This window comes from Hymenobacter sp. (genome assembly GCF_035709525.1).
GTDB lineage: Bacteria > Bacteroidota > Bacteroidia > Cytophagales > Hymenobacteraceae > Hymenobacter.
The window spans coordinates 1-21761 of the sequence record NZ_DASTEP010000166.1 but is presented as its reverse complement, the minus strand read 5'-3'; the positions used below and the strand labels follow the sequence as shown (position 1 = coordinate 21761).

General features: G+C 61.5%; 17 protein-coding genes and 1 pseudogene. 7 read left to right on the top strand and 11 right to left on the bottom strand.

Annotated features, from left to right (window positions below; translation table 11 throughout):
* Positions 1-10: 10 nt before the first annotated feature.
* Together VFO93_RS14310 and VFO93_RS14305 are read right to left on the bottom strand one after the other, a co-directional pair.
* Positions 11-703, bottom strand: coding sequence for a Sir2 family NAD-dependent protein deacetylase (locus tag VFO93_RS14310; RefSeq protein ID WP_325135068.1), 693 nt, complete (start codon positions 701-703; stop codon positions 11-13).
* An 18-nt stretch (positions 704-721) separates the two neighbouring features.
* On the bottom strand, positions 722-1699 hold the full coding sequence (locus VFO93_RS14305) for a phosphatase (protein ID WP_325135067.1): 978 nt from the start codon (positions 1697-1699) through the stop codon (positions 722-724).
* Between the two features lie 352 nt (positions 1700-2051).
* Here VFO93_RS14305 and VFO93_RS14300 point away from each other — a divergent pair, with 352 nt between their 5' ends.
* Entirely contained in the window at positions 2052-2675 is a 624-nt protein-coding gene (locus VFO93_RS14300) for a sugar transferase (protein WP_325135066.1), read from the top strand.
* A 124-nt stretch (positions 2676-2799) separates the two neighbouring features.
* Here the strand turns inward: VFO93_RS14300 and VFO93_RS14295 are convergent, their stop codons facing one another.
* A complete protein-coding gene (locus VFO93_RS14295) occupies positions 2800-4044 on the bottom strand; it encodes a WcaI family glycosyltransferase (protein ID WP_325135065.1) in 1245 nt (414 codons plus the stop codon).
* A 208-nt stretch (positions 4045-4252) separates the two neighbouring features.
* Between VFO93_RS14295 and VFO93_RS14290 the strand changes: the two genes are divergently transcribed.
* Both VFO93_RS14290 and VFO93_RS14285 read left to right on the top strand, forming a co-directional pair.
* Complete coding sequence (locus VFO93_RS14290; protein WP_414653588.1) at positions 4253-5377, top strand: glycosyltransferase; 1125 nt, start codon at positions 4253-4255, stop codon at positions 5375-5377.
* 570 nt (positions 5378-5947) lie between these two features.
* Positions 5948-9019 carry a glycosyl hydrolase family 28-related protein gene (locus tag VFO93_RS14285; RefSeq protein WP_325135063.1) on the top strand — a complete coding sequence of 1024 codons (3072 nt, stop codon included), beginning with the start codon at positions 5948-5950 and terminating at the stop codon, positions 9017-9019.
* A gap of 96 nt (positions 9020-9115) precedes the next feature.
* Here the strand turns inward: VFO93_RS14285 and VFO93_RS14280 are convergent, their stop codons facing one another.
* Both VFO93_RS14280 and VFO93_RS14275 read right to left on the bottom strand, forming a co-directional pair.
* Positions 9116-10024: a hypothetical protein gene (locus tag VFO93_RS14280; protein WP_325135062.1), complete on the bottom strand. Its 909-nt coding sequence runs from the start codon at positions 10022-10024 to the stop codon at positions 9116-9118.
* A 63-nt stretch (positions 10025-10087) separates the two neighbouring features.
* Entirely contained in the window at positions 10088-10999 is a 912-nt protein-coding gene (locus VFO93_RS14275; protein ID WP_325135061.1) for a DUF58 domain-containing protein, read from the bottom strand.
* A 103-nt stretch (positions 11000-11102) separates the two neighbouring features.
* Between VFO93_RS14275 and VFO93_RS14270 the strand changes: the two genes are divergently transcribed.
* Positions 11103-11510: a DUF4296 domain-containing protein gene (locus VFO93_RS14270; protein WP_325135060.1), complete on the top strand. Its 408-nt coding sequence runs from the start codon at positions 11103-11105 to the stop codon at positions 11508-11510.
* A gap of 108 nt (positions 11511-11618) precedes the next feature.
* Here VFO93_RS14270 and VFO93_RS14265 read toward each other — a convergent pair whose 3' ends face one another.
* Both VFO93_RS14265 and VFO93_RS14260 read right to left on the bottom strand, forming a co-directional pair.
* Entirely contained in the window at positions 11619-11960 is a 342-nt protein-coding gene (locus VFO93_RS14265; protein WP_325135059.1) for a tRNA-binding protein, read from the bottom strand.
* A 30-nt stretch (positions 11961-11990) separates the two neighbouring features.
* Positions 11991-12506, bottom strand: coding sequence for an NUDIX hydrolase (locus VFO93_RS14260; protein WP_325135058.1), 516 nt, complete (start codon positions 12504-12506; stop codon positions 11991-11993).
* 211 nt (positions 12507-12717) lie between these two features.
* Here VFO93_RS14260 and VFO93_RS14255 point away from each other — a divergent pair, with 211 nt between their 5' ends.
* Positions 12718-14178: a DEAD/DEAH box helicase gene (locus tag VFO93_RS14255; protein ID WP_325135057.1), complete on the top strand. Its 1461-nt coding sequence runs from the start codon at positions 12718-12720 to the stop codon at positions 14176-14178.
* A 195-nt stretch (positions 14179-14373) separates the two neighbouring features.
* A complete protein-coding gene (locus VFO93_RS14250) occupies positions 14374-14859 on the top strand; it encodes a hypothetical protein (protein WP_325135056.1) in 486 nt (161 codons plus the stop codon).
* Between the two features lie 105 nt (positions 14860-14964).
* Here VFO93_RS14250 and VFO93_RS14245 read toward each other — a convergent pair whose 3' ends face one another.
* The 4 genes and pseudogenes from VFO93_RS14245 to VFO93_RS14235 all read right to left on the bottom strand — a co-directional run bounded on the left by VFO93_RS14245 (position 14965) and on the right by VFO93_RS14235 (position 19315).
* Positions 14965-15141, bottom strand: coding sequence for a hypothetical protein (locus VFO93_RS14245; protein ID WP_325135055.1), 177 nt, complete (start codon positions 15139-15141; stop codon positions 14965-14967).
* A gap of 1078 nt (positions 15142-16219) precedes the next feature.
* Entirely contained in the window at positions 16220-16396 is a 177-nt protein-coding gene (locus VFO93_RS14240; protein WP_325135054.1) for a hypothetical protein, read from the bottom strand.
* Between the two features lie 624 nt (positions 16397-17020).
* Positions 17021-17140: pseudogene (locus tag VFO93_RS22385) on the bottom strand (helix-turn-helix domain-containing protein); the annotation flags it as partial.
* Between the two features lie 414 nt (positions 17141-17554).
* On the bottom strand, positions 17555-19315 hold the full coding sequence (locus VFO93_RS14235) for a L,D-transpeptidase family protein (protein ID WP_325135053.1): 1761 nt from the start codon (positions 19313-19315) through the stop codon (positions 17555-17557).
* Between the two features lie 506 nt (positions 19316-19821).
* Here VFO93_RS14235 and VFO93_RS14230 point away from each other — a divergent pair.
* Positions 19822-21699, top strand: a complete 1878-nt coding sequence (locus VFO93_RS14230; RefSeq protein WP_325135052.1) for a M1 family metallopeptidase — start codon at positions 19822-19824, stop codon at positions 21697-21699.
* Positions 21700-21761 lie beyond the last annotated feature (62 nt).

Below are 21761 nucleotides of genomic sequence, written 5' to 3'. Positions count from 1 at the left end.
AAGCTAAAGCTTACGGTACAGCGGCCAGCTCGCGCAGCACCTGCGGCACGCCCACGCTGGCGGCCTCCACCACGTAGCGCACGCCGCGCCGGCCCGTCACCTCGGGCTGGTGCGGGTCGATGACGTACACCGGGCAGCCAGCCGGGGCGTAGTGCAGCAGCCCGGCGGCCGGGTACACCTGCAAGGAGGTGCCCACCACCAGCAGCACGTCGGCCGTGGCCGCGATTTGGGCGGCTTCCTCGATGGCCGGCACCATCTCGCCAAACCACACGATGTGCGGGCGCAGCTGCGAGCCATCGGGGGCGAGGTCGCCCACGTGGATATCGCCGTCGCAGTAGTACACGGTGGCCTCGTCGGCCACCGAGCGCATCTCGTTCAGCATGCCGTGCAGGTGCAGCACGTGGGTCGAGCCGGCGCGCTCGTGCAGGTCGTCCACGTTTTGGGTGATAATGCTGACTTGCCAGCCCGGCACTTCCTCGAAGCCGGCCAGGGCCAGGTGCGCGGCGTTGGGGGCTACGGTGTTGGCCTGGGCGCGGCGCTTGTTGTAGAAGTCGAGCACCAGCGCCGGGTTGCGGGCAAAGCCCTCGGGCGAGGCCACGTCCTCAATGCGGTGCTCTTCCCAGAGCCCGTTGGTGTCGCGGAAGGTGCGGATGCCGCTCTCGGCCGATACGCCGGCCCCGGTGAGCACTACTAAGTGTGGCATAAAAGTAAGGAAAAGAGGCTACACCAGCGGCCCGTTTTCTACGTCGGGCACGGGCAGCTGGCTGGGGTGCTCGCTGGGGCTGATTTCATCGAAATACTGCTCAAACAGCGCTTGCAGCAGGCCGTCTTTCAGGCCAATGTCGGGCACTATCATGCTGTGAATGCCCGCCCATTCCATGGCCGACAAATAGATGTGGCCGGCGGGCACGATAACATCGGCGCGGTCGGGGTTGAGCATGGCCACGTTTACGCGCTCGCTCATGCTGAGCTTGCCCAGGCGCTCGAGCAGGGCCTGAATGCTGCGGCGGGTAATGGGCTTGTTGGGCGAGGCCGCCGACATGCTGTAAAGCTTGCCGATGTTGCCGCCCGTGCCAATGGCCCGCGTCACGTGGTAGCGGCGCGCGTTTTCGCGCACCCAGGCTTCCATGCGCTGCCACAGGCCGTTCATTTCTTCTACGGTGCGGCCGCTTTCTTCCTGCTGCATGCGGCGGATGGAGCCAATCTCAAACGACTGCGCCGCCACCTTGTGCCGGTCGTGGTAGATGTTAAACTCGGTGCTGCCGCCGCCCACGTCCACGTGCAGGTAGTGGCGGTTGTCTTCGAGCAGGTGCTCGATTACGCGGTTGATGTACGCCGCCTCGTCTTGCCCGTCGATTATCTGCACGTTCAAGCCCAGCTCCTGCCGGATGCGCTCGGCAATGGCCGCCCCGTTGCGGGCCGTGCGCATGGCCGAGGTGGCGCACAGCAGGTGGTGCGATACCTCGTGCACTTCCATCAGCAGCTTGAGGGCGTGCAGAAACTTGACGAACTTATCGGCCTTGGCGGGCGGAATCTCGCCGGTGGCGAACACGTCTTCGCCCAGCCGCAGCGGGTAGCGCACGTACTCGATGCGCTTGAGCCGGTAGCGGCCATTGTAAAAAAGCACGGCCGAAATCTGACAGCGCACGGCGTTGGAGCCAATATCGATAGCGGCTAGTTTGGTAAGCTGATACTCCATGCCGCAAAGGTAGCCGCGCGGCCGGGCGCTCAGCCCAGGAAAAACCGGCTTCTGCTACCCGCGCCGGGGTAGGGCTGAAAAACCGCCGGTGGCTTCGCGCCGCACAGCCTTCGGCGCGGTGAGCCGGTATTAACGAATTGTTACGCCTTGAACAAAACCAATACAAAACCGACTGCGAAATTGTAAAATATAGCTATTTCGGGAAAAAATTGGCTTGTTCGCTTTTTTTAGTGCGTTGGCACCTGTAATATTGATGTTTGAATACGCTGCCCTTCCCCGTAAGTTGCCAAAGCCCGCTTTTATGTCTAACACATTATCTGTACTATCTGGCCGCAATGGTGTCGCCACCACTATGGAGCTTACGGACGCCCGCCCGGTAGTCCGCACGCCACAAAGCAAGCGCCTGTTTGACATGGTGTTTGCGCTGCTGGTAGCCGTGGCGCTCCTCAGCTGGCTGATACCCATCATCGCGGTACTCATTAAGCTGGAGTCGCGCGGCCCGGTTTTCTTCAAGCAGCTGCGCACCGGCAAAGACGGCAAATCCTTCTACTGCTTTAAATTCCGGAGCATGCGCGTCAATGCCGACTCCGAAACCAAGCAAGCCCGCCGCGGCGATGCCCGCATCACGCGGGTAGGAGCTTACCTGCGCAAAAGCAGCCTCGACGAGCTGCCGCAGTTCATCAACGTGCTACTCGGCGAGATGTCCATCGTGGGGCCGCGCCCCCACATGCTGGCCCACACCGAAGAGTATTCGCAGGTCATCCACAACTTCATGGACCGCCACCGCGGCATGCCCGGCATCACGGGCCTAGCGCAGGTATCGGGCCACCGGGGCGAAACCCGCGAGCTGAGCGCCATGGCCAAGCGCGTAAACGCCGACATCTACTACCTGCAAAACCAAACCTTCTGGCTCGACGTGAAAATCGTGCTGCTGACCGTGCGCCAGGCCCTGAGCAAAAACGAGCACGTTTTCTAGGCCCGCACCCAGCGGCGAAAGACAGACTCCCTTTCTATGAAAAAAGCGGCCGGCTACTCAGCCGGCCGCTTTTTTCATAGAAAGGGAGTTCTTCTAGCCAATGGGTAGCAACCAGCCAGGCCGGCTAGTCGCTAAGCACTTCTTGCTCAAACGTCCGCATCACGTTGTCGATAGCCAGGTACTGCTCGGCGTAGGCGCGGGCATTGCGGGTGATGGCCACCATATCGCTCGTGAGGGCGGTGTGCAGGCCGGCATTGAGGGCCGTTTGGTTTTCGGCCTGCACCAGCAGGCCGATGTCGTATTTCTTCACCAGCTTGTGCAAGGTCGAGTCGGGATTGGCCGTAACGATGGCCAGGCCGCCTACCGACAAGATATTGGTCAGCTTGGAAGGCATCACCAAATCGCTGGTGTTGGCTTTTTGGATGACCAAGTGCACGTCGGCCATATTGAGCAGCGCGTTGAGCCGCTCGACCGGCTGCAGGGGCAGAAACACCACGTTGTGCAGCTGCAGGCTATCGGCCAGGGCGCGCAGGTTTTTTTCGTAAGGCCCCGACCCGCAAATAACAAACTTCACGTCGGGCTGCGGGGCAAAGTGCTGGGCGGCGTACAAGATGGCTTCCAGCCCCTGCTTCTCGCCGATGGCCCCCGAATAAAGCACCACCCGGTCGGTGCCCGCCAGCCCAAACGCTACCTTGAGCGCGGCGCGGTCGGGCAGGGGGTGAATGAGGTTGACATCGGCCCAGTTGGGAAACAGCGTCACGTGTTTCTTCGCTTTTTGCGCGATGCGGTCGACCATGCCTTCCGAAATACTGCTAATGGTATTGGCGTGGTCAAAAATGTATTTCTCCACCCGAAACATCCAGTTGATGACGCGCGCCGACCGAATCATGTGCAGGTCGCGCGCCGCCTCAATCTGCATATCCTGGATGTGGTAAATCAGCTTGGCCTTCCAGATTTTCTGCCCGATAACCCCCAGCAAGCCAAACTGAAAGGAAGGGGCCACCACGATAACGTAGTCGAACTTCCGCATCACGAGCAGCTGCGTCAGCTTGGCGAAGGCCGTCACCGAAAATGACATATCCAGCAGAATGCGCTTGAGCCCCGACGGCGACCGCGGAATGAACATGGGCACCCGGTGCACGGTGAGGCTACCCGTGCCCGGTACGGGCATGTGTTCGGTGAGGTACCACGAGCTTTTGTCGGTGTAGGGCGGCTGCACTTGCCAATAGGGGTAGTAGGGGTAAGCCGTCAGCACGCTACAGTCGTGGCCTTGGTTGGCCAGCCACGGCATCATCTCGCCGCTGTACTTGCCGATGCCCGTGGGTTCAGGATAAAAATTATAACCAATAAGTAAAATCCGCTTCTTCATGTCATGGATAACCCCGCCAGCATATTACCTGAACCGTGCCGGCATTTATATAAATGTCCGGCAATATACAATGCCACTTGGCGAGTCGGTGCCTATCTTGCCAGGGCTTTATACTTCAGGTTAATTAATTCAGCTGATAACCAGCGCTACTTGCGTAAAAATGAAAGTTTTATTACTTGGGAGCTCCAACTCCCGAAATGCCGGGGGATTGTTCAACACCGTTTGCTCGCTGGGCCACAGCCTGGCGGCGCAGGGCACCGAGGTGCATTACCTGCTCCACGACGATGAACACTCGCCCGAAGACCGCGCCCGCTACGCCCCGCTGCCGCTGCACACCTACACGGCCAAGGGTCCCAGCAACCTGGCCTACTCGCCCGACCTCGCGACGCAGCTACGCGCTATCAAGCCGGATATCGTTCACACACAGGGGATATGGATGTACTTTTCGTATGTCAATAACAAGTACTGCGCGCAAACGCACACCCCCTACATTATCTCGCCCCACGGAATGCTGGACCCGTGGCAGCTGCGCCAATCTTTTAGCAAAGATTTAAAGAAAAAGTTGGTTCGCCTACTTTATGAAGACGCGCACCTGCGCCGGGCGGCCTGCATTCAGGCCCTTTGCGAGTCTGAATACGAGGCTATCAGGGCATTCGGCCTGAAAAATCCGGTGGCAATAATTCCGAACGGTGTGGTGCTGCCCGCTGCCGCTGCGGCCACCGCGCCGCCCAAGCCCAGCGCCCAGGGGCAGCGCAAAACCCTACTTTACCTGAGCCGGCTGCACCACAAGAAGGGCCTGGCCGAGCTGCTGCGCGGCTGGGCGCTGACCGCGCCCGCGCAGCACGACTGGCAGCTGACCATCGCGGGCACGACGCCCGACGAGGCCTACCTGCAATCATTGGTGAGCTTGACGCAGGAGCTCGGCGTGGCCGACTCGGTGCAGTTTGTGGGCGGGCAGTTTGGCAATGCCAAGGACAGCCGCTACCGCCAGGCCGATGCCTTCATTCTGCCCTCGTTTAGCGAGGGGCTGCCCATGGCCGTGCTCGAAGCCTGGTCATACGAGCTGCCGGTAATAATGACCTCGTTCTGCAATATTCCCGAGGGCTTTGCCCACCAGGCGGCGCTGCCCATCGAGCCCACGCCCGCCAGCATCGCGGCGGGCATCCGGCAGCTCATGGCCTGCCCCGAGGCCGAGCGCCAGCGCATGGGGCAGCGCGGCTACCAGCTCGTCAGCCAAAGCTTTACCTGGGAAAAGGTAGCCCGCGATACCGCCGAGCTTTACCAGTGGGTGAAGGGGCAGGCACCGCAGCCGGCGTTTGTGCGCACCACCTAGCGCCCGCCTTGCGCACAAAAGTACCCCTGATAAAGAGCCGCTAGCTGCCTGTAAGTAAGGCAGCTGGCGGCTCTTTTGGCAAGGGCTTGCTTTAGTGCCTTATGTTTTAGTAAATTGCGCGACCTACTGCCGTGCCGAGCGGCCAGTCAGCCAGTAGCAACCTTTATTCGGCCGCGTTGGCGAGCGACATCCCACCGGGGCCAACGCTCGAGGACCATTACACTGCGCTCGCTGCTCCCACCGGCGTGCTTTCCCACCCGCCTTTTGCTGGTATTCAAATAAGCCAACTAAAAGTGGCTGGCTAAATTTTGAATAAAAAAGAGACAGGACTGCGCCCGCTCCTAAGAAAAATAAATTTTATATACTCTCTGCCTACGTATTAATACGTAATTTCCGCTTAGTTTTTGCAGTAATTTTACAAAAATCATGGATTATTTGACGAAGATTTTTTTGCGACAGCGTGTCAAAGTAAATTTGCTTTCCGATAGTATTTGTACTTTTTATTTGCCGCGTGTTGCTATGACTAGTCGTTTTATATTAGATTATTGCCAGAAGTTAACTAGCAGCCCTATGCGTGGCGCACGGGCGCAGTGGGCACTCGCCGGGCTGGCGTTGCTGGCCGGGATAGTGGGCTGCCCGCCGCCGGCCGCGGCGCAAAGCAGCTACCCGGCCTTCACGGCTTATAGCATGCCTTCGCCGGCCCCGGCCCCGCCGGGCGATGCCTTTGCCCCGACCATGAGCGGCGCGGCAGCTGCCAACACGCCGGTAGGGGCCGAGTGGACCCGCACCGCCGGCCCCGACGAAACGGTGCTGCTCACGGGTAGCCGCCTCTCAAAATACAACGACAACAGCCGGGGCAAGGACACCCGCTTCAAGCTGTACGACGGCACGCCCACGCTGAAAGAAGCTAGCGTGCAGCGCGTCGATACCAACAAAACGGTATTTACGCTGCCGGCGTCGGCCGCGCAGTGGGGCATGTACCTGGTATGGCCGGGCAATGAAAGCGGCTACGGCCAGCCCATTGCGCTAAACCAAACCGATGCCTGGTGGGTAGGGCCACAAAAAGCCACCCGGGGCGGCACCGTATCGGTGTATGGCCGCAACCTGGCGCACGACAATGATACGCTGAGTTCGTACGTATATATAAAGCCGGCCGGCGGGGCTGGCCAGTGGGCCAACGTGAAGCGCGTAAACCCTTACCGGGTGATATTTACGGTGCCCACCAACCTGGGTAATGGCGACTACGAAGTGTGGACCCACAACGGCCACGGGCAGCAATACGGCTGGAGCGGGCCGCTGAAGCTGACCGTGTACGGCGGAATGCAGCTGAACGGCCCCGTGCTGAACGTGTACAACTACGGCGTGACCGGCAACGGCCGCACCGACGATACCCAGGGCCTCAAGCGCGCCCTGGCCGCTGCCAAGCTGGTGCCGGGGTCTACCCTGTACTTCCCAAACGGTACGTTCATGATTAGCGAGCGCCTGGAAATCAGCAGCAACACGCGCTGGCAGGGGCAGGGCCATGGCTCGCGGGTGGTGTGCAGCCCCAACTTTTCGGCCAATACCGACGCGATGCTATTTTGCAGAGGCGAAAACGTGGAAATCCGCGATATGGCCTTCGATGGCAACCATAACTACCGGGGCACGCACGGCGACCCCATCTACCTGCGCGGAAGCAAGGAGGTGTGGATAACCAACGTGCAGTTTTCCTTTCAGGACTACAACATTCTGGAATTGCAGGACTGCCTCGGTGTATACGTGACGGCCTGCGAGTTTATCGGCAAAACCAGCTACCTGGGCAACGGCTCGCAGCTGTTTTTCAACAACTGCCGCTTCCGCCTGACCAACGACGCGGAAATGGCCCTCGACTCGTGGGGCGGCGATGGCATCAGCCTCACCAACTCGACCTGCCAGGACTACAACCCCTCGAACCCGGCCGACAGCACGGGCTGGGGCAAAGGGCGCTTCTACGCCGGGCGCGGCAACTTTGGCAGCGCCCGCGGCACCTACATTGGCAACAATACGTCGATAGACCTGGCCGTGCGCCCCATCGGGGCCGACCAGAACTCGGGCGAGCAGTTTATGTGGGAAGGCTACTTCACCGACTGGACGGGTATCATCGTGTCGTCGACGCCCACTACTACCACGCTGTCGAATTTCTCGCAGGCCTTCGCCAGCAGCCACTACGCCATCATCACGCGGGGCACCGGGGTAGGGCAGTCGCGGCGGGTGGTGGGTTACAACGGCCCGACCATCACGCTGGAAACGCCCTGGAACGTGCCGCCCGATAACACCAGCGTTATCGCGCTGGCGAATACCAACGACCGGACCGTGATGTACGCCAACAACCTGGATGGCAAGGCGTACTCCGTCACCACGCCTATTCACAACGCCTCGGCCGGCATCGAGCCCTACGGCGCTACCACCAACTTTATCGCGGCCAACAACACGCTGCACGACCTGCGCATCGGGATAACCAACTGGTCGACGCAAAACGGGACGGAGCCCGACCCCAACTTCTTCGGGCTCTTCACCAATAACAAGGTCGATAACTGCCGCTGGGGCATTCTGAACGGCTGCTATATGCCCTCGCCCCGCAACTCGAACCTGTTTGGCGCTACCTACCGCAACAACCAGACGACCAATATCAACCAGTCGGCCATCGTTAACATCATCATGGCCAATAACCGCCGGCAGGTACTGAGCAGCTTCGTGTACGAGCACAACACCTTTCAGGCGTCGCTCAAAGGCTTTTCTACCGGCGGCGACCTTGGGCTGCCCAACGGCTTCCCCTCGCAGGGACAGGGCATTGCCGACCAGTTTTTTTACAAAAACGCGTTTTCCTCGCCCGTGCCCGTGAGCTTTGGCCTTAAGGGCACGACGGGTACCTTCCTGCGCGAAAACACCACGAGCGGCTTTACGCAAGCCTACTCGGCCTCGGTGCTGCAAGGCGAAACCGAAGCGCCCTTTCACGTGCTGGAGCTGGCCGCTGCGGCCGGTGCGGCGCCCCTCACTACCTCGCTCACGCTTTGGAACTCGGGTATGGGCCCGCTCAACTGGACGGCCAGCAGCGACGCGGCCTGGCTGACGCTGCCCACTGCCAGCGGCCTCATCACCGACGAGCGCGCCAGCAGCGCCCTGGCGCTGAAGGCGACCATTGGCAGCCTGGCGGCCGGCAGCTACAGCGCTACCATCACGGTCACGGCTAATGGCAGCATGCGCAAATACCTGGTGCTGTTGCAAGTGAGTGGCACGAGCACCAACCCTGGCCCCGGCACTGGCGTGGCCATCGGTACGGCCGTGGCCATTACCTCGCCGGTAGCTACCAGCGGCGACGTGCCCGGCGCGGCCGCCATTAGCATCAGCGCGGCGGTGCAACTGGCTTCCGGCGCGCCGGGCGTTAGCCTGGTCGAGTTTTTCGTAGATGGGATGAAGGTGGGCGAAGCCACCGCCAACCCCTACCAGTGTAAGTGGAACGCCCCGCAGGCGGGCCCTCACACCCTCACTGCCCAGGTGACTACCACCGATGGCTTGCTGACCACGTCGGCCCCGGTCGACGTAACCGTAGGCCGCCGCGTGGCGCAGAAGGGCGGCACCGGCCAGGCCAAGACGGGCTCGTTCCTGTCGCAGCTGGCGGAGTAGACCCAGCGTCTAAGCTCCCTTAAAAAAGGCTCCGGAAGCTGCCCAGGCGGCAGCTTCCGGAGCCTTTTTTGGTGCACGGCCCCCGGCGGCCGGGGGCTAGGCGTTTAGCGATTCGTATTGCCGCTCCGCAAAATTGCGCAGCCTCTGAAACGCGGCATCGACCTCCTGCGCGTCTTCGCTGAGCAGGTTGCCATACACTACCCGGTCGGTGGCGCGTAGGGCGCGGCGCACGTCGTCGTCGTTGTTGAAGTGCTCGACCAGCTCCTTGGTAGTCAGCGAGCTGAGGTTGGTGTTTTCCAGGCTGGACAGGTAGTTTTTCCACAGAACTACTACCCGCTCGGCCACCGGGGCCGAGCGCGAAAGCGCGAAGCGCTCGGCGTGGCGCGCAAACTGGGCCAGGAAGTACACGTGGTTTTTGCGGCGCTTGTAGAGGCTGTAGCGCCGCCGCCAGCGCTGGCCAAACAGCGCCGCCACGCCCGCCGCCAGCAGCAGCACCCCGGCCAGCCCCGCCAGCCAAAAAGGATAGTTAACTGCCGGCTCCAGCGGCAGCGGGCTTAGGTCTTGGCGCAGGGCGGGCGGCGTGGTGGCCCCGGCGGGCAGCGCGGGGGCCGTGCGCCGGAGCTGCACCTGGGCCGCGGGCGGCAGCAGGCGCAGGGTGTCGGTGCGGCGCAGCACCAGCACCGGCAGCTGCAAAGCTTGCACCGGCGCCAGCGAAAACGTGCGCAAGTGGTACACCGTGCGGTCAAGGCTGCGGCCATTTCGGGTGCGGGTGGGCTGCCAGCTGCGGCCCACGTACTCGAAGGGCGCAAAGTGGGCCAGCGAATCGGGAAAAACCACCTCCTCGTCGGGGGCGTGCTCGTAGCGCAGCTCGTAGTCGAGCGGCTGGCCCACGGCCACCGCCGCGCGCGAAAAGCGCCCCGTGGGGCCCTGCGCGCTTGCCGTAGAAAAGCTGGCCAGGAGTAGCAAAGCCAGCAGGCAAGCATTACCCGCAGGGCTTTTCCGCACGTGAACATCCTGCCGAAAATTTTTTACCAACTCATAGCGCATACTTCAAAACTCCTAACTCGATTAGTGGCCGCGCCGCTGAAACAAGCTTACTAGCTGCGGCACGAAGTCCTCGTCGGTGCGCAGGGCCAGAAAGCCTACTTTCTGGCGGCGGCAAAGGGTTTGCAGGGCCTGCTGGCGCGCCGCGGTCTGGCCGGCGTAGCTGGCCCGGAAGCTCGGGGCCGAGGTATCGACCCAGCGCAGTACGCCCGTTTCGGCGTCGCGCAGGGGCACGATGCCGAGCGCCGGAAACGCCGTTTCGTGCGGGGCCAGCAGCTGCACCACCAGCAGGTCGTGCTGGCGGGCCAGCATGGCAAGCTCGCGCTCGTAGTGCTCGTCGATAAAATCGGAGATGAGCACTACCAGGCTGCGCCGGCGCAAGAGGCTCAGGGCTAGCTTAATGCCCGCCGCCAGGCCCGTGTGGCGCGAGGCCGGCGCCAGCGCAAAAAGCCGCTGGATAAGCGCGTAGGCCGGGCGCAGCCCCTTGGCGGGCGGCAAATACAGCTCCTTCTGGTCGGAAAAAGCCAGCAACCCCAGGGCCGAATCCTGGCGGGCGGCCGAGAGCGCCAGCAGCCCGGCCACATCGCGGCCCACGTCGAGCTTGCGCTGGCTGGCGGCGGCGTGGCCCACGCGCTGCGAGGCGCTCACGTCGAGGGCCACCAGCACCTGCTGCTCCCGCTCTTCCTTGTAGGTTTTGACGAAGGTGCCGTGGCCCTTGCTGCTCACGGCCCAGTCGATGGCCCGCACCTCGTCGCCGTACTGGTAGAGGCGCACGTCGTCAAACTCCAGCCCCGTGCCCCGGAATACCGACCGGAAATTGCCTTGCAGTTGGCTTTCCACGGCGTGGCGCATCCGGATTTCGAGGTGGCGCAGGCGGCGCACCAGCCCCGCGAGGCTGGCCGGAAACGGGGTAGCAGAAGCATCGGGGGCGGGCATGGCAAAGGCGAAGCTACGGCGCGAGGGTTATTTTTGGGAAGAAATACGCTCGCCTGGTCTTTTCTCGTTTCCAGATTATGCTTGAGCGCCAACCCCACTAAAGGTGAAAGATACTTGTTCCGCCATTGGCCGGCCGCTGCTGGTAGCCAGCTTGCTGCTAGCCGTGCTCGGCGGCTGCAGCACTCCCGAAAAAGTGACACCGCCGGCGCAGCTGCTGCACCGCGAGAAAATGGTGAGCCTGCTGGTGCAGCTGCACCTGCTCGAAGCCCAGATTGAGGCCAGCCGCCTCTCGACCGATTCGGCGCGGGCGCTGTTTCAAAGTAAAAAGAAAGAGCTGCTGTGGAAAAACAACGTGTCGGAAACCGACTCGCTGCTGCAACACAGCTACCGCTACTACGCGCTCCACGACAAGGACATGAACGAGATTTACAAGGAAGTTATCGACTCGCTGCAAGCCCGGCAAACGCAGCTCAACGGCGGCAAGCCCGCCGAGGGCGCGCATCCGTGGTAAGGTAATTTGGGTAATGGGTAGTTTGAGTAATAAGCGTAATGGGCCTAGGGCGGCCTCCGCCTGGCTTGTTACGCTTATTACTCAAACTACCCATTACCTAACCTACCCTCAAAAAACCCGGCTGCCGTTGGGCACCGGCGCGGCCAGCGCCGTGAGCACGATGTGGCCCTCGGCATCGGGCACGCCCAGCACCAGCACCTCGGAGCGAAACGGCCCAATCTGGCGGGGCGGAAAATTGACTACGGCCAGTACCTGCCGGCCCACCAGCGTGGCGGGTGTGTAGTGGTGGGTAATCTGGGCGCTCGATTTTCGGAGGCCGATTTCCGGCCCAAAATCCAGCAGCAATTGGTAGGCCGGCTTGCGGGCCTCGGGAAACTCCCGCGCTTCAAGAATAGTAGCGGCGCGGATGTCCACGCGCTCGAACTCGGACCAGGTCAGGGAAGGCGACATATATATAAGGTATAACCCAAGCGAGCCGGCCTACTTGTGCAGCCGCACCCACTGCACGGCCAGCAGCGTCTTGGCATCCTGCAAAGGCTCGGCAAAGAGGGCTTCGCGCGTGAAGGGTACGATTTCGATTTGCTCGTGCTCGGCGGCCAGCCCGCCGCCCGCGCCGGTTTGGCGGCTCACCTCGGCGTAGTACACCGCGATGGTTTCGCCGCTCACGCCCGGCGACGACCACATCGTGACGATGGGCGTGAGGCTATCGACCTCGTAGCCCAGCTCCTCATGAATCTCGCGCCGGATGCTGGCGTCGGGCGTGTCGTCGTGGTCTATCATGCCGGCCGCGATTTCGAGCAGGTCGGCCTCGGGGCCGATGCGGAACTGGCGCGTCAGCAGGTACTGTTGCTTCACTGTGTCGAAGACGAGCGCCGCCACGGCGTGGCCGGGGTCGAAGCGCTCGCGCTTGAGCTCGTCGCCCTGCGCGGTTTGGATGGTGAGCTCGTTGAGTTTGAAATGCCCGTCGAAGACGCGGCAGCGATTCGTTATTTTCATAAGCTTGCAAAATTAGGCGGTACCTTTGCCGCCACGGGCAGCCTGGTTGCGGACCAGCTGCCGGCCGCTTATACGGCTAGTCGGCCGGCGGCGTCGCAGTAGCGGCAAAAGGCGCGGGCTGTTTTATCCCAAAAAATTATTTCCTACCGGGGCACTCCGCTGGCCCCGCCCCGAGTCGCCGCCAGTTGGGCGGGCGGCTCCCCACACCCCTATGACGTTTAACGACCTCAATTTAGTTGAGCCCATCCTGCGCGCCCTGGGCGAGGAAGGCTACACCACGCCCACGCCCATTCAGCAGCAGGCCATCCCGCAGGTGCTCGAAGGCCACGACCTGCTCGGCGTAGCCCAGACCGGCACCGGCAAAACGGCCGCCTTCTCGGTGCCCATCCTCCAGATACTGCACCAAACCGCCCAGGCCCAGAAAGGCGCCCAGGGTCCGCGCGGCCGCATCCGCTGCCTCGTGCTCACGCCCACCCGCGAGCTCGCCATCCAGATTGGCGAAAGCTTCCGGGCCTACGGCCGCCACCTGCCGCAGCTGCGCTCCACGGTTATCTTCGGTGGGGTAGGCCAAAACCCGCAGGTGCAGGCCTTGCAGCGCGGCGTCGAAATACTGGTGGCCACGCCCGGCCGCCTGCTCGACCTCATGGGCCAGGGCTACGTGAACCTTCAGCACCTCGAAGTATTCGTGCTCGACGAAGCCGACCGCATGCTCGACATGGGCTTCATCCACGACATCAAGCGCATCCTGCCCAAGCTGCCGGCCAGCCGCCAGAGTTTGTTTTTCTCGGCTACCATGCCGCAGGCCATCAAAGACCTTTCGGCTTCCATCCTGCGCCCCAACCCCGTGCAGGTAGCCGTCACGCCCGTGTCGAGCACCGCCGACACGGTGACGCAGTCGGTGTTTCTGGTCGATAAAAACGACAAGCCCGCCCTGCTCCGCCACGTGCTTAGCGACCCCGCCATCAAGCGCGTGCTCGTGTTCACGCGCACCAAGCACGGCGCCAACAAAGTGACCGAGACGCTGGAGAAAGTCAAGATTACGGCCGAAGCCATCCACGGCAACAAAAGCCAGAACCACCGCCAGCGCGCCCTCAGCAATTTCAAGGCCGGCACCACCCGCGTACTCGTAGCTACCGACATCGCCGCCCGCGGCATTGACGTGGACGAGCTGACCCACGTTATCAACTACGAAGTACCCAACGAGCCCGAAACCTACGTCCACCGCATCGGCCGCACGGGCCGGGCGGGGGCGTTCGGTACAGCGTTTACATTTGTAGAAGGCGAGGAACGTGCTTATTTACAAGATATTCAGCGCCTCATTCGCAAGCAGATAGACGTGGCCAGCGACCACCCCTTCACCACGGCCAGCGTGGCTCCGGTGTCGCTGCACGGTAGCGAGCGCATCATCCGGCCCAAGGGCCCGGCCGGCCGCCCGCCCCGCGAGGGCCGGGGCGGCAGCGGCCACACCAACGGCCGGGGCGGGGCCCCGCGCTCGGCCACTGGCAACAGCAACGGCGGCCGCAACGAGCAGCGCGGCGGCGGCCGGCCCCAGGCAGCGGGCGAGCGTTCGTCATCGTCGGCCGGTGGCAGCGAGCGCCGCTCTTCGGGCGGGCGGTCTTGGTCGGGCGGCCGGGGTGGCTCGCAGGGCGGCGGTGGCCGTCGCTCCGAATAAGCCCGCTGGAGGTTGCGGGGCAGCTTTTAGCCCCGGCGTAGGGCACTAGCCCGATTGTTAAGGCGTTCCGGTTTTGGGGGCTCAGCTAAGAGCTTGCAAAACCGGAACGCTTTTTTTAGCTTAGTGGAAACAAAAAACGGCCGGCTTGCCTTCTAGCAGCACTCCTTTTGTCAGCCCATTAGCTTGTTTTTGGATATGACTTCCCGCGTTTCCCTTCCGCTTATTCAGGCGCTGCGCGACACCGCCCGCCGCCTCGCCACCGAGGCCCCGTACCAGTGGGGCCACATGGGCAGCTGCAACTGCGGCCACCTCGCCCAAACCATTACGCGCCTCACCAAGGCCGAAATTCATACCCAGGCCATGCAGCGCTACGGCGACTGGGAGCGCCAGCTCGTGGATTATTGCCCCACCAGCGGCCTGCCTTTCGACCAAACCATCGATGAAATGATGGCCCTGGGCTTTTCCCGCGAAGACCTCACGGCCCTCGAAAAGCTCGATGACCTCACCGTGCGGGCCGCCATTCCCTTCGAGCGCCGCAACGCCCTGCGCCACAACCAGCGCGACGACGTGGTGCTGTACCTGCGCACTTGGGCTGACCTGCTCGAGCAGCGCCTGCTGGCTTCCCTGCCGCTCCCCGCCTTCGAGCCAGAGGTTGCTCCCGCCGCCGCTACCCTGGCGTAGAGCCATTGGTCCGTACCAGCCCAAAAAACAAGCCCCGGCTACCATGAGGTAGCCGGGGCTTGCTGTTTCTAAGCGAGGCGGCGGCTGGGCCGGTGCTTTCGCAGGCTAGTAGTTGACGTTGCTGCGCTGGGCTTCGCGGTAGCCTTCGGCGCGGTGCGAGCGCTTGTAGGCGGCATCGGCGCTGGGGTCTTTCTCCGCATCGGGGGCAACCGAGCAGGCAGCGGTGAGGAACAGGGCCGCGCTGGCGGCCAGCAGCAAGGAGTAAGTGCGCAGACGTTTCATGCCGCGAAGGTAAGCCGCAGCCGCCAAAACTAGCCTACTCCAGCCCACGAATTTCTGCACGCTAGTCCCAGCCAATGCGGCGGCCGGGCCAGCAATCTGCTTGCCCGAAGCTAGGGGCAGCTACCTAAAGCCAAGCCAACCGCCATCCCAAAAACCATTGCTCGTACTTAATAGGTAATAGTGGCAGGTGCCAGTTTGGTTAGCTAAGGAATTAGCAGCTACATTCGCTTTAGAAAGGATGCGAATAGCTTGCGGCTGCGAAAGCTATTGGCTGGTGTCAAATAGTACTTGCGCAAGGCTGCGGCATGATAGCGCTTTTAGCAGGTGGCAGTGGTTATTGAAGTAGCACCGCCGTTCGTTAGGTTGGTATTATGCTTGGATAAAAAAAATACCAGCGATGTTTTTGTATCAGACTAAATAAGCTTAAATAAAATTCTTTACTGTGACTTATGATGGCTTGATTGATAGTGATTTATGATGAAATAAAAACTGCAATGTTTGTTTGATGTAAGCTGTAATTAAGCGTGGTATTTTTTATAGAGAGACTACGCTGTGGCGTAAGGCAAGCAGGTTCATTAAGAGGGGGCTCTAGGAGTGCTCCAGGTAGCACGAAATAATTTTGTACTACCATAAAAAATAAGATTCATGAGGATAACTACCACGATTTTCTGGTTGCTTTTAGGTGAAATGGCCCTGGCTATTTTGAAAGGCAGCAGCCAATTTTACTAGTAGCTAAAGATAAGTAGGTCAGCCGCTGATTTTAGTTTGTTCAGCTGAGTACAAGGGGTAGTTGGTGATGTTAGATTTGTAAATACCTCGGTTTGGCAGAAGGTAGGCCGCTGATAAAAAGCAAGCGGTGAGGGCGGTGTTCTGGCTAGTTGGCACGTTTGCCAAAACGATGCCCCGCCGCCTGTGTACTGTTAAGAACTGCGTAGCTCAGGCTACGAGAATGCCAGGACCAGCGGCTGCTTATTCGCTGGCTTTATAAAGGCTCCCAGCTCGGTTTGCCAGGTGGTTTGGGACGGGCTGCCAACGAAAAGTCGATAGCACGCCCCAGGTAACCTATACAAAAGCCGAACTAGTAGCCCTCGGGCACGTAGTCGCTGAAGGAGCCATCGCGGTAGAAAATGACAATGCGGCGAATGGCTTTGCCCGGCTCGCCCAAAAAGGAGAGCGCCGCCGCTGGGTTGGGAGCCGGTGCCGCTACCTCCGTAGCGGCGGAGTCTATAGTAGGTAGCTCTGGCGCGGGTAACACACTAGCGGCCGCCGGTGGTGAGGCTAGCGAAGTAGCCGGACCAGCAGGTGCGGGCGGCGCAAAAAGAGTCGGCTGGTATGCTGGGGCCGGGTCAGCCGGTGGGGCGCTGGCAAAAGCAGCCGGCGTAGCATAGGAATCGGGTGCGGGAGCCATTGTATAGGCTTCGGCTGGCGCAGCCGCTGTTGCTACGGCAGGCGGCAGGGTGGGGGGCGCTACCGCAGTAGCTGCCCCGGCCACAACTGCCCCGGGCGAAACTGTGGAAGCAACTGCCACCGGCGCAGCCAGCGCTCCGGCTGGGCGAAACCTTGGCGGGAGGGGGCGTGGCGCGGGCGCGTCTACTGGCTGGGCTACGCTCGCAGTAGTGGGCCTAAAACTCTGTGGTTGAGGCTTCTGCGGAGCCACGACTGGCTCAGCAACCGCCGCCGCAACAGTTGCTGCTGGTGTGGGTGGCACGGGTAGCGGAGCAGGAGTAGCCGCCGCGACGGGGACCTGCGCTGCTACCGGAGCGGCAGCTACGGCCGGCGTGGGCGCTACTTCAGCCTGCATGGGGCCGGTGCCCTTCATCAGCCAAGCCAGCGACACATCGGGAAAAGCATCCAGAATTTTCTGGACCACTTCCAAACTCGGCTTATTGCGCTCGCTGAGAATATGGCTCATGACTGGACGGCCTACCCCGATAAGGTCGGCAAACTGGGTAGGACTGAGCTGACGGGCATCCAGCAGCTCGCGAATGCGGTTTACCATAATTAATCAATGACATCACAAATGTACAGAACTCTCTCTGATTAGGAAGCCTGTTTAATAATGTATTTATCATTGCATAATGTGAACAGAATGGGAAATCCGTATCTAATACATTTGTTACAAGCAACTGCTTTGCTATTTTTATACAATTGTGTGAAGCTGCATTTGATGTGACAAGAATTTTTTTCCAGAGATTATTCCATTTGTAAATGGCACTAAATGCTTCAAGCGACGTAGTCATAATTGCTAAGTATTAGCCTATTCTATGTGTTAGACAAGCGCTCGTAGGGGCATGAAAAAGCCTGGAGCTCGTAGCCTGAATTAGCAGGCTACGAGCTCCAGGCTCAAAAGAAACTAACGAAGTGGGGTTGATAGATTCGTGACAGTAGGCGCTCAGGCGAGGCTAACTTAGACTTAGCCGAAGTACTCTTTGGCGAGTGCCTTGTCGTGCCCGTAGATGTCGTTGCGGAAGTGGATGTGCCCGTTGGCGTCGGCCCAGGCCGTGAGGTAAACCAGGTATACGGGCAGCTTTTCCTTGAGGGTAATGTACTTCTCGCGGCGCTGCGCAATGGTGTCCTGAATGGTCGTTTGGTCCCACTGCGGGTAGTCGCGCAGCAGGTAGGTGGCCAGCTCCACGGGCTTCTCCACGCGCACGCAGCCGTGGCTGAAATTGCGGGCCGTTTGCGAAAATAGCGCGTCGTGCGGCGTGTCGTGGAGGTAAATGTCATTGGAGTTGGGGAAGATGAATTTCACCTCGCCCAGGTCATTTTTGGGGCCGGGCCGGCGGCGCAGCGTGTACTTGAAAGTGGCCGGCGTCACGTTGGCCCAGTCCACGGTGGTGGGGTCGATAACCTTGGCTTTGCGGCCGTAGCCTTTGACCACCTCCATGTCGAGGCGGTCGAGGGTGCCGCGCGGGTTGGACACCAACCGGGGGCGCATTTCCTTGTCGATAATGCTGAACGGCACGTTCCAGTAGGGCGACAGCACCACGTACTCCATCTTGTCGGAAAACACGGGCGTCGCGTTGAGCGTCTTGCCCACGATGACGCGCATCGTCAGGGCCTGCTTGCCCTCCTCGTACACGTAGAGGCGGTACTCGGGGATGTTTACCAGAAGGTAGTTTGGCTCAAACTTTTTGGGCAGCCAGCGCCAGCGCTCCATGTTCAGAATAACCTGGTTGATGCGGGCGCTCAGGGGTACGTTGAGCTGGCGCAGCGTCTCGCCATTCACGAGGCCCGTGGGTGGCAAGCCAGCGTCGCGCTGAAAGTTTTTGACGGCCGTCACCAGTTCGGGACCGTAGACCTCGGCCGTGGTCGGGGCAGGCTCTTTATTGACAACCGGCAGGGCCTGGCCGGGCGCGGTGGCCGGGGCGGCGGGGCCGGCGGTTTCGTTGCCGAGCAGGCGCTGGCGCAGCAGGCCCACTACCGGCGAGGCCTGGCCGGGCTTGAGGCTAGTGGTGGCGGGCAGGGTAGGCCAGCCGCCGGCTTCCTGGCGGGCGCGCAGCAGGGCCAGGGCTTTTTTGAGGTTGTCGTACTCGGGGTGCAGCGGCGCAAAATCGTAGTACGGGTAGGTGCTTTCGCGCTCGCGCAGGATGGTGAGCAGCGCCCGGTCGAGCTTGATTTTATTGCGCTTTACCTTCCAGGCGTCGTTCTTGGTATCGCGCGGATTGGCTACGCCGCGGTAGTAGTCCGAGGCCCAGCTGAAGTAAGTGCCCGACAGTGCCACGTCAATCTGACGCTCCAATTGGTTACGGCGCGCCGTATCCTGAACGCTTTTGAAGTCGTTCAGTAGCTTGTTTAACCCGCTGTCCTGGTACTTTTTAGGGTCCAGGCCATCATCTTTGGCTTTAGCTATTACGCCCAGCATGGTTTCGGCCTGCGGCACGAGCGTATGGTCTTTAAACCAGGCCAGGCGGAAATCGCGCTCGCGGTAAAATTTGCGTGCCCAACGCTCCTGCGCCTTGAAGCGGGCATTGGCTTGCATGGCCCGGATAACGTACAGGCTGTCGAGGCGCGGGGCGGGGCCGGCCGTGGCAATGGGCTGCTTAATCTCGCCCGTCGTGGTCGTGCCAGTCTGGTCGCCGCTGCCGCCGCACGAGGCCAGCAGCGCCGGCAGGCTGAGCAAGCCCAGCCAGAACGCGAGTACTAAAAAATGAAAACGGAGCTTACTACGCATCGAGGAAAAAGGGAAAACCGAACCGCTGGCCCAACGTGGGCTAGCGTATGTAGTAGCGTTTACTGAGCGGCCGGCGGGCAGGTTGCCCAGTGAATGGGCAAGCCAGCCTGCAAAGTACGCGCCAGCAGGGAGGATTGCAGCGAAAGCAAGGCTTGGTTTTTGATTTATTTCGGGAGGCAATTGCCAAAAAACGGTTCCCGAAGGGAGAGGAGGCGCGCCGCAAAAGCCACTCGTGCACATGCGCCGGAGGCAGCGGCGGCCCCAAAATCTAGCGGAAGCCGGAGGCACCAAGGATGGACTACCACCAAAACGCGAGCTGGGCGCAGGTGAGCGGCGCTGCCGCCACCGGCCCGCTAGCGGAGTACCAGACCCCAAAAACCAACGTAGGCAATGAGTAGTCGGTGAGGGTTTGGGGCGCGCGCAAGTTGGCGTTTCAGAGCCGCCACCGCGCCCCAACAAGCTCCTGAAACCACCCTGTAATTTCTCCTTTTTACGCCATCTCGCAAATGCCTACTACGCCATCCCTCCCAGATTCCATCGTTCCCGCACCCCTGCCGCACCCAGCTACTTTGCCGCTGCTCGACCCTCATAGCTACGCCGGCCAGAGCGCCCGGCGGGTGCGGCATTTGCGCTTGCAGCTAGCCGTTGATTTCGGCCAGCGCACGCTGGCGGGCACCGCTACCTGGCTGCTCGCCGACGCCCCGGCCGGCCCCGCTCCTGCTCAAACGGCCGAGCTTATCTTGGACACGCGCGGCCTGCAAATTGAAGGCGTGCACCTGGGCGAAACGGCCGGCGGCCCGGCCGCCGCCTACCACCTCGACCCGGCCGACCCAGTGCTAGGGCAGGCCCTGCGCATCGAGGTGCCGACGGGCACGGCAGCCGTGTGCGTGGCCTACCGCACGGTGCCCGAGGCGGCGGCTTTGCAGTGGCTGAGCCCGGCCCAAACGGCCGGCGCGCACCCGTTTCTGTTTACCCAGTCGCAGGCCACTCTGGCGCGCACCTGGCTGCCTTGCCCCGACTCGCCGGGCGTCCGCTTCACCTACGAGGCGGCGGTGGAAGTGCTCGGGACCGAGCGCGGCCAGCTGCTGGCGCTAATGAGCGCCGAAAACCCGCAGGCCACTGCGCCCGATGGCCGCTACCAGTTTCGGATGGCGCAGCCCATCCCGGCTTACCTGCTGGCGCTGGCCGTGGGCCGGCTCGACTTCGCGCCGCTGAGCGAACGCACTGGCATCTACGCCGAGCCGGCGACTCTGCCGCAGGCGAGCTACGAGTTTGCCGACCTCGAACAAATGGTAGCTACTGCTGAACAATTGTATGGGGCATATCGGTGGGAGCGCTATGGTTTACTTGTGTTACCCGCTTCGTTTCCATTTGGTGGCATGGAAAACCCGCACTTAACTTTTGTAACACCAACAATTCTGGCCGGTGACCGCAGCCTGACGAGCCTGGTGGCGCACGAGCTGGCCCACTCGTGGAGCGGCAATCTGGTTACAAATGCAACCTGGAATGATTTCTGGCTCAACGAGGGCTTTACGGTCTACTTCGAGCGCCGCATCATGGAGCGCTTATATGGAAGCAGTTACGCTGATATGCTGCAAGTGCTGGGCGAAGCCGGCCTGCGCGAAACAATTGTAGAGCTAGGCGAAAACAGCCCGGCTACGCACCTGCGGCTGCATTTGGCTGGCCGCGACCCCGACGAAGGCCTCAATGACATCGCCTACGAGAAAGGCTGCCTGCTGCTGCTGACACTGGAGCGCTTGGTGGGCCGCCCCCGGCTCGATGTTTTTATTAAGGAATACTTCGCCCGGTTCAGTTTTCAGAGTATGACTACCGATACGTTCGTCGCCTACCTGACCAAGCAACTGCTCGACCCCACGCCCGGCCTAGCCGAGCGCCTGCACCTGGCCGCCTGGATTGACGGCCCCGGCCTGCCGGTCAATGCGCCCGTGGCCCATTCGGCCCGCTTCGATGCCGTAGATGCTGCCTTGGTCCAACTCGCAGCCGGTGCTGCGCCCGCCGATTTACAACCGACAACTACCGAGTGGAGCAGCCACGAGTGGGTGCATTTCTTGCAAGGCCTGCCGGCTACGCTGACCGCCGCCGACCTGGGTGCGCTCGACGCCGCGTTTCACTTCACGGCCTCCGGCAATGCCGAGATTCTGGCGGCGTGGTTTCCGCTGGCGCTGCGGGCGGGCTACGGGGCGGCCGATGCGGCGCTTGAGAATTTTCTGCGGCACGTGGGGCGGCGCAAGTTTCTGGTGCCGCTGTACCGGGCGCTGCTGGCCACGCCCGGCGGCCAGGCGCGGGCGCAACGTATATATAAGGAAGCGCGGCCCAACTACCACTCGGTGGCAACGGGCACGATTGATGCACTGCTGAAGTAACACCAAACTCCAACTTGGTGACACGGGCGGCGAGCTTACGCGTGTGTTGCCCGCCGCCCGTG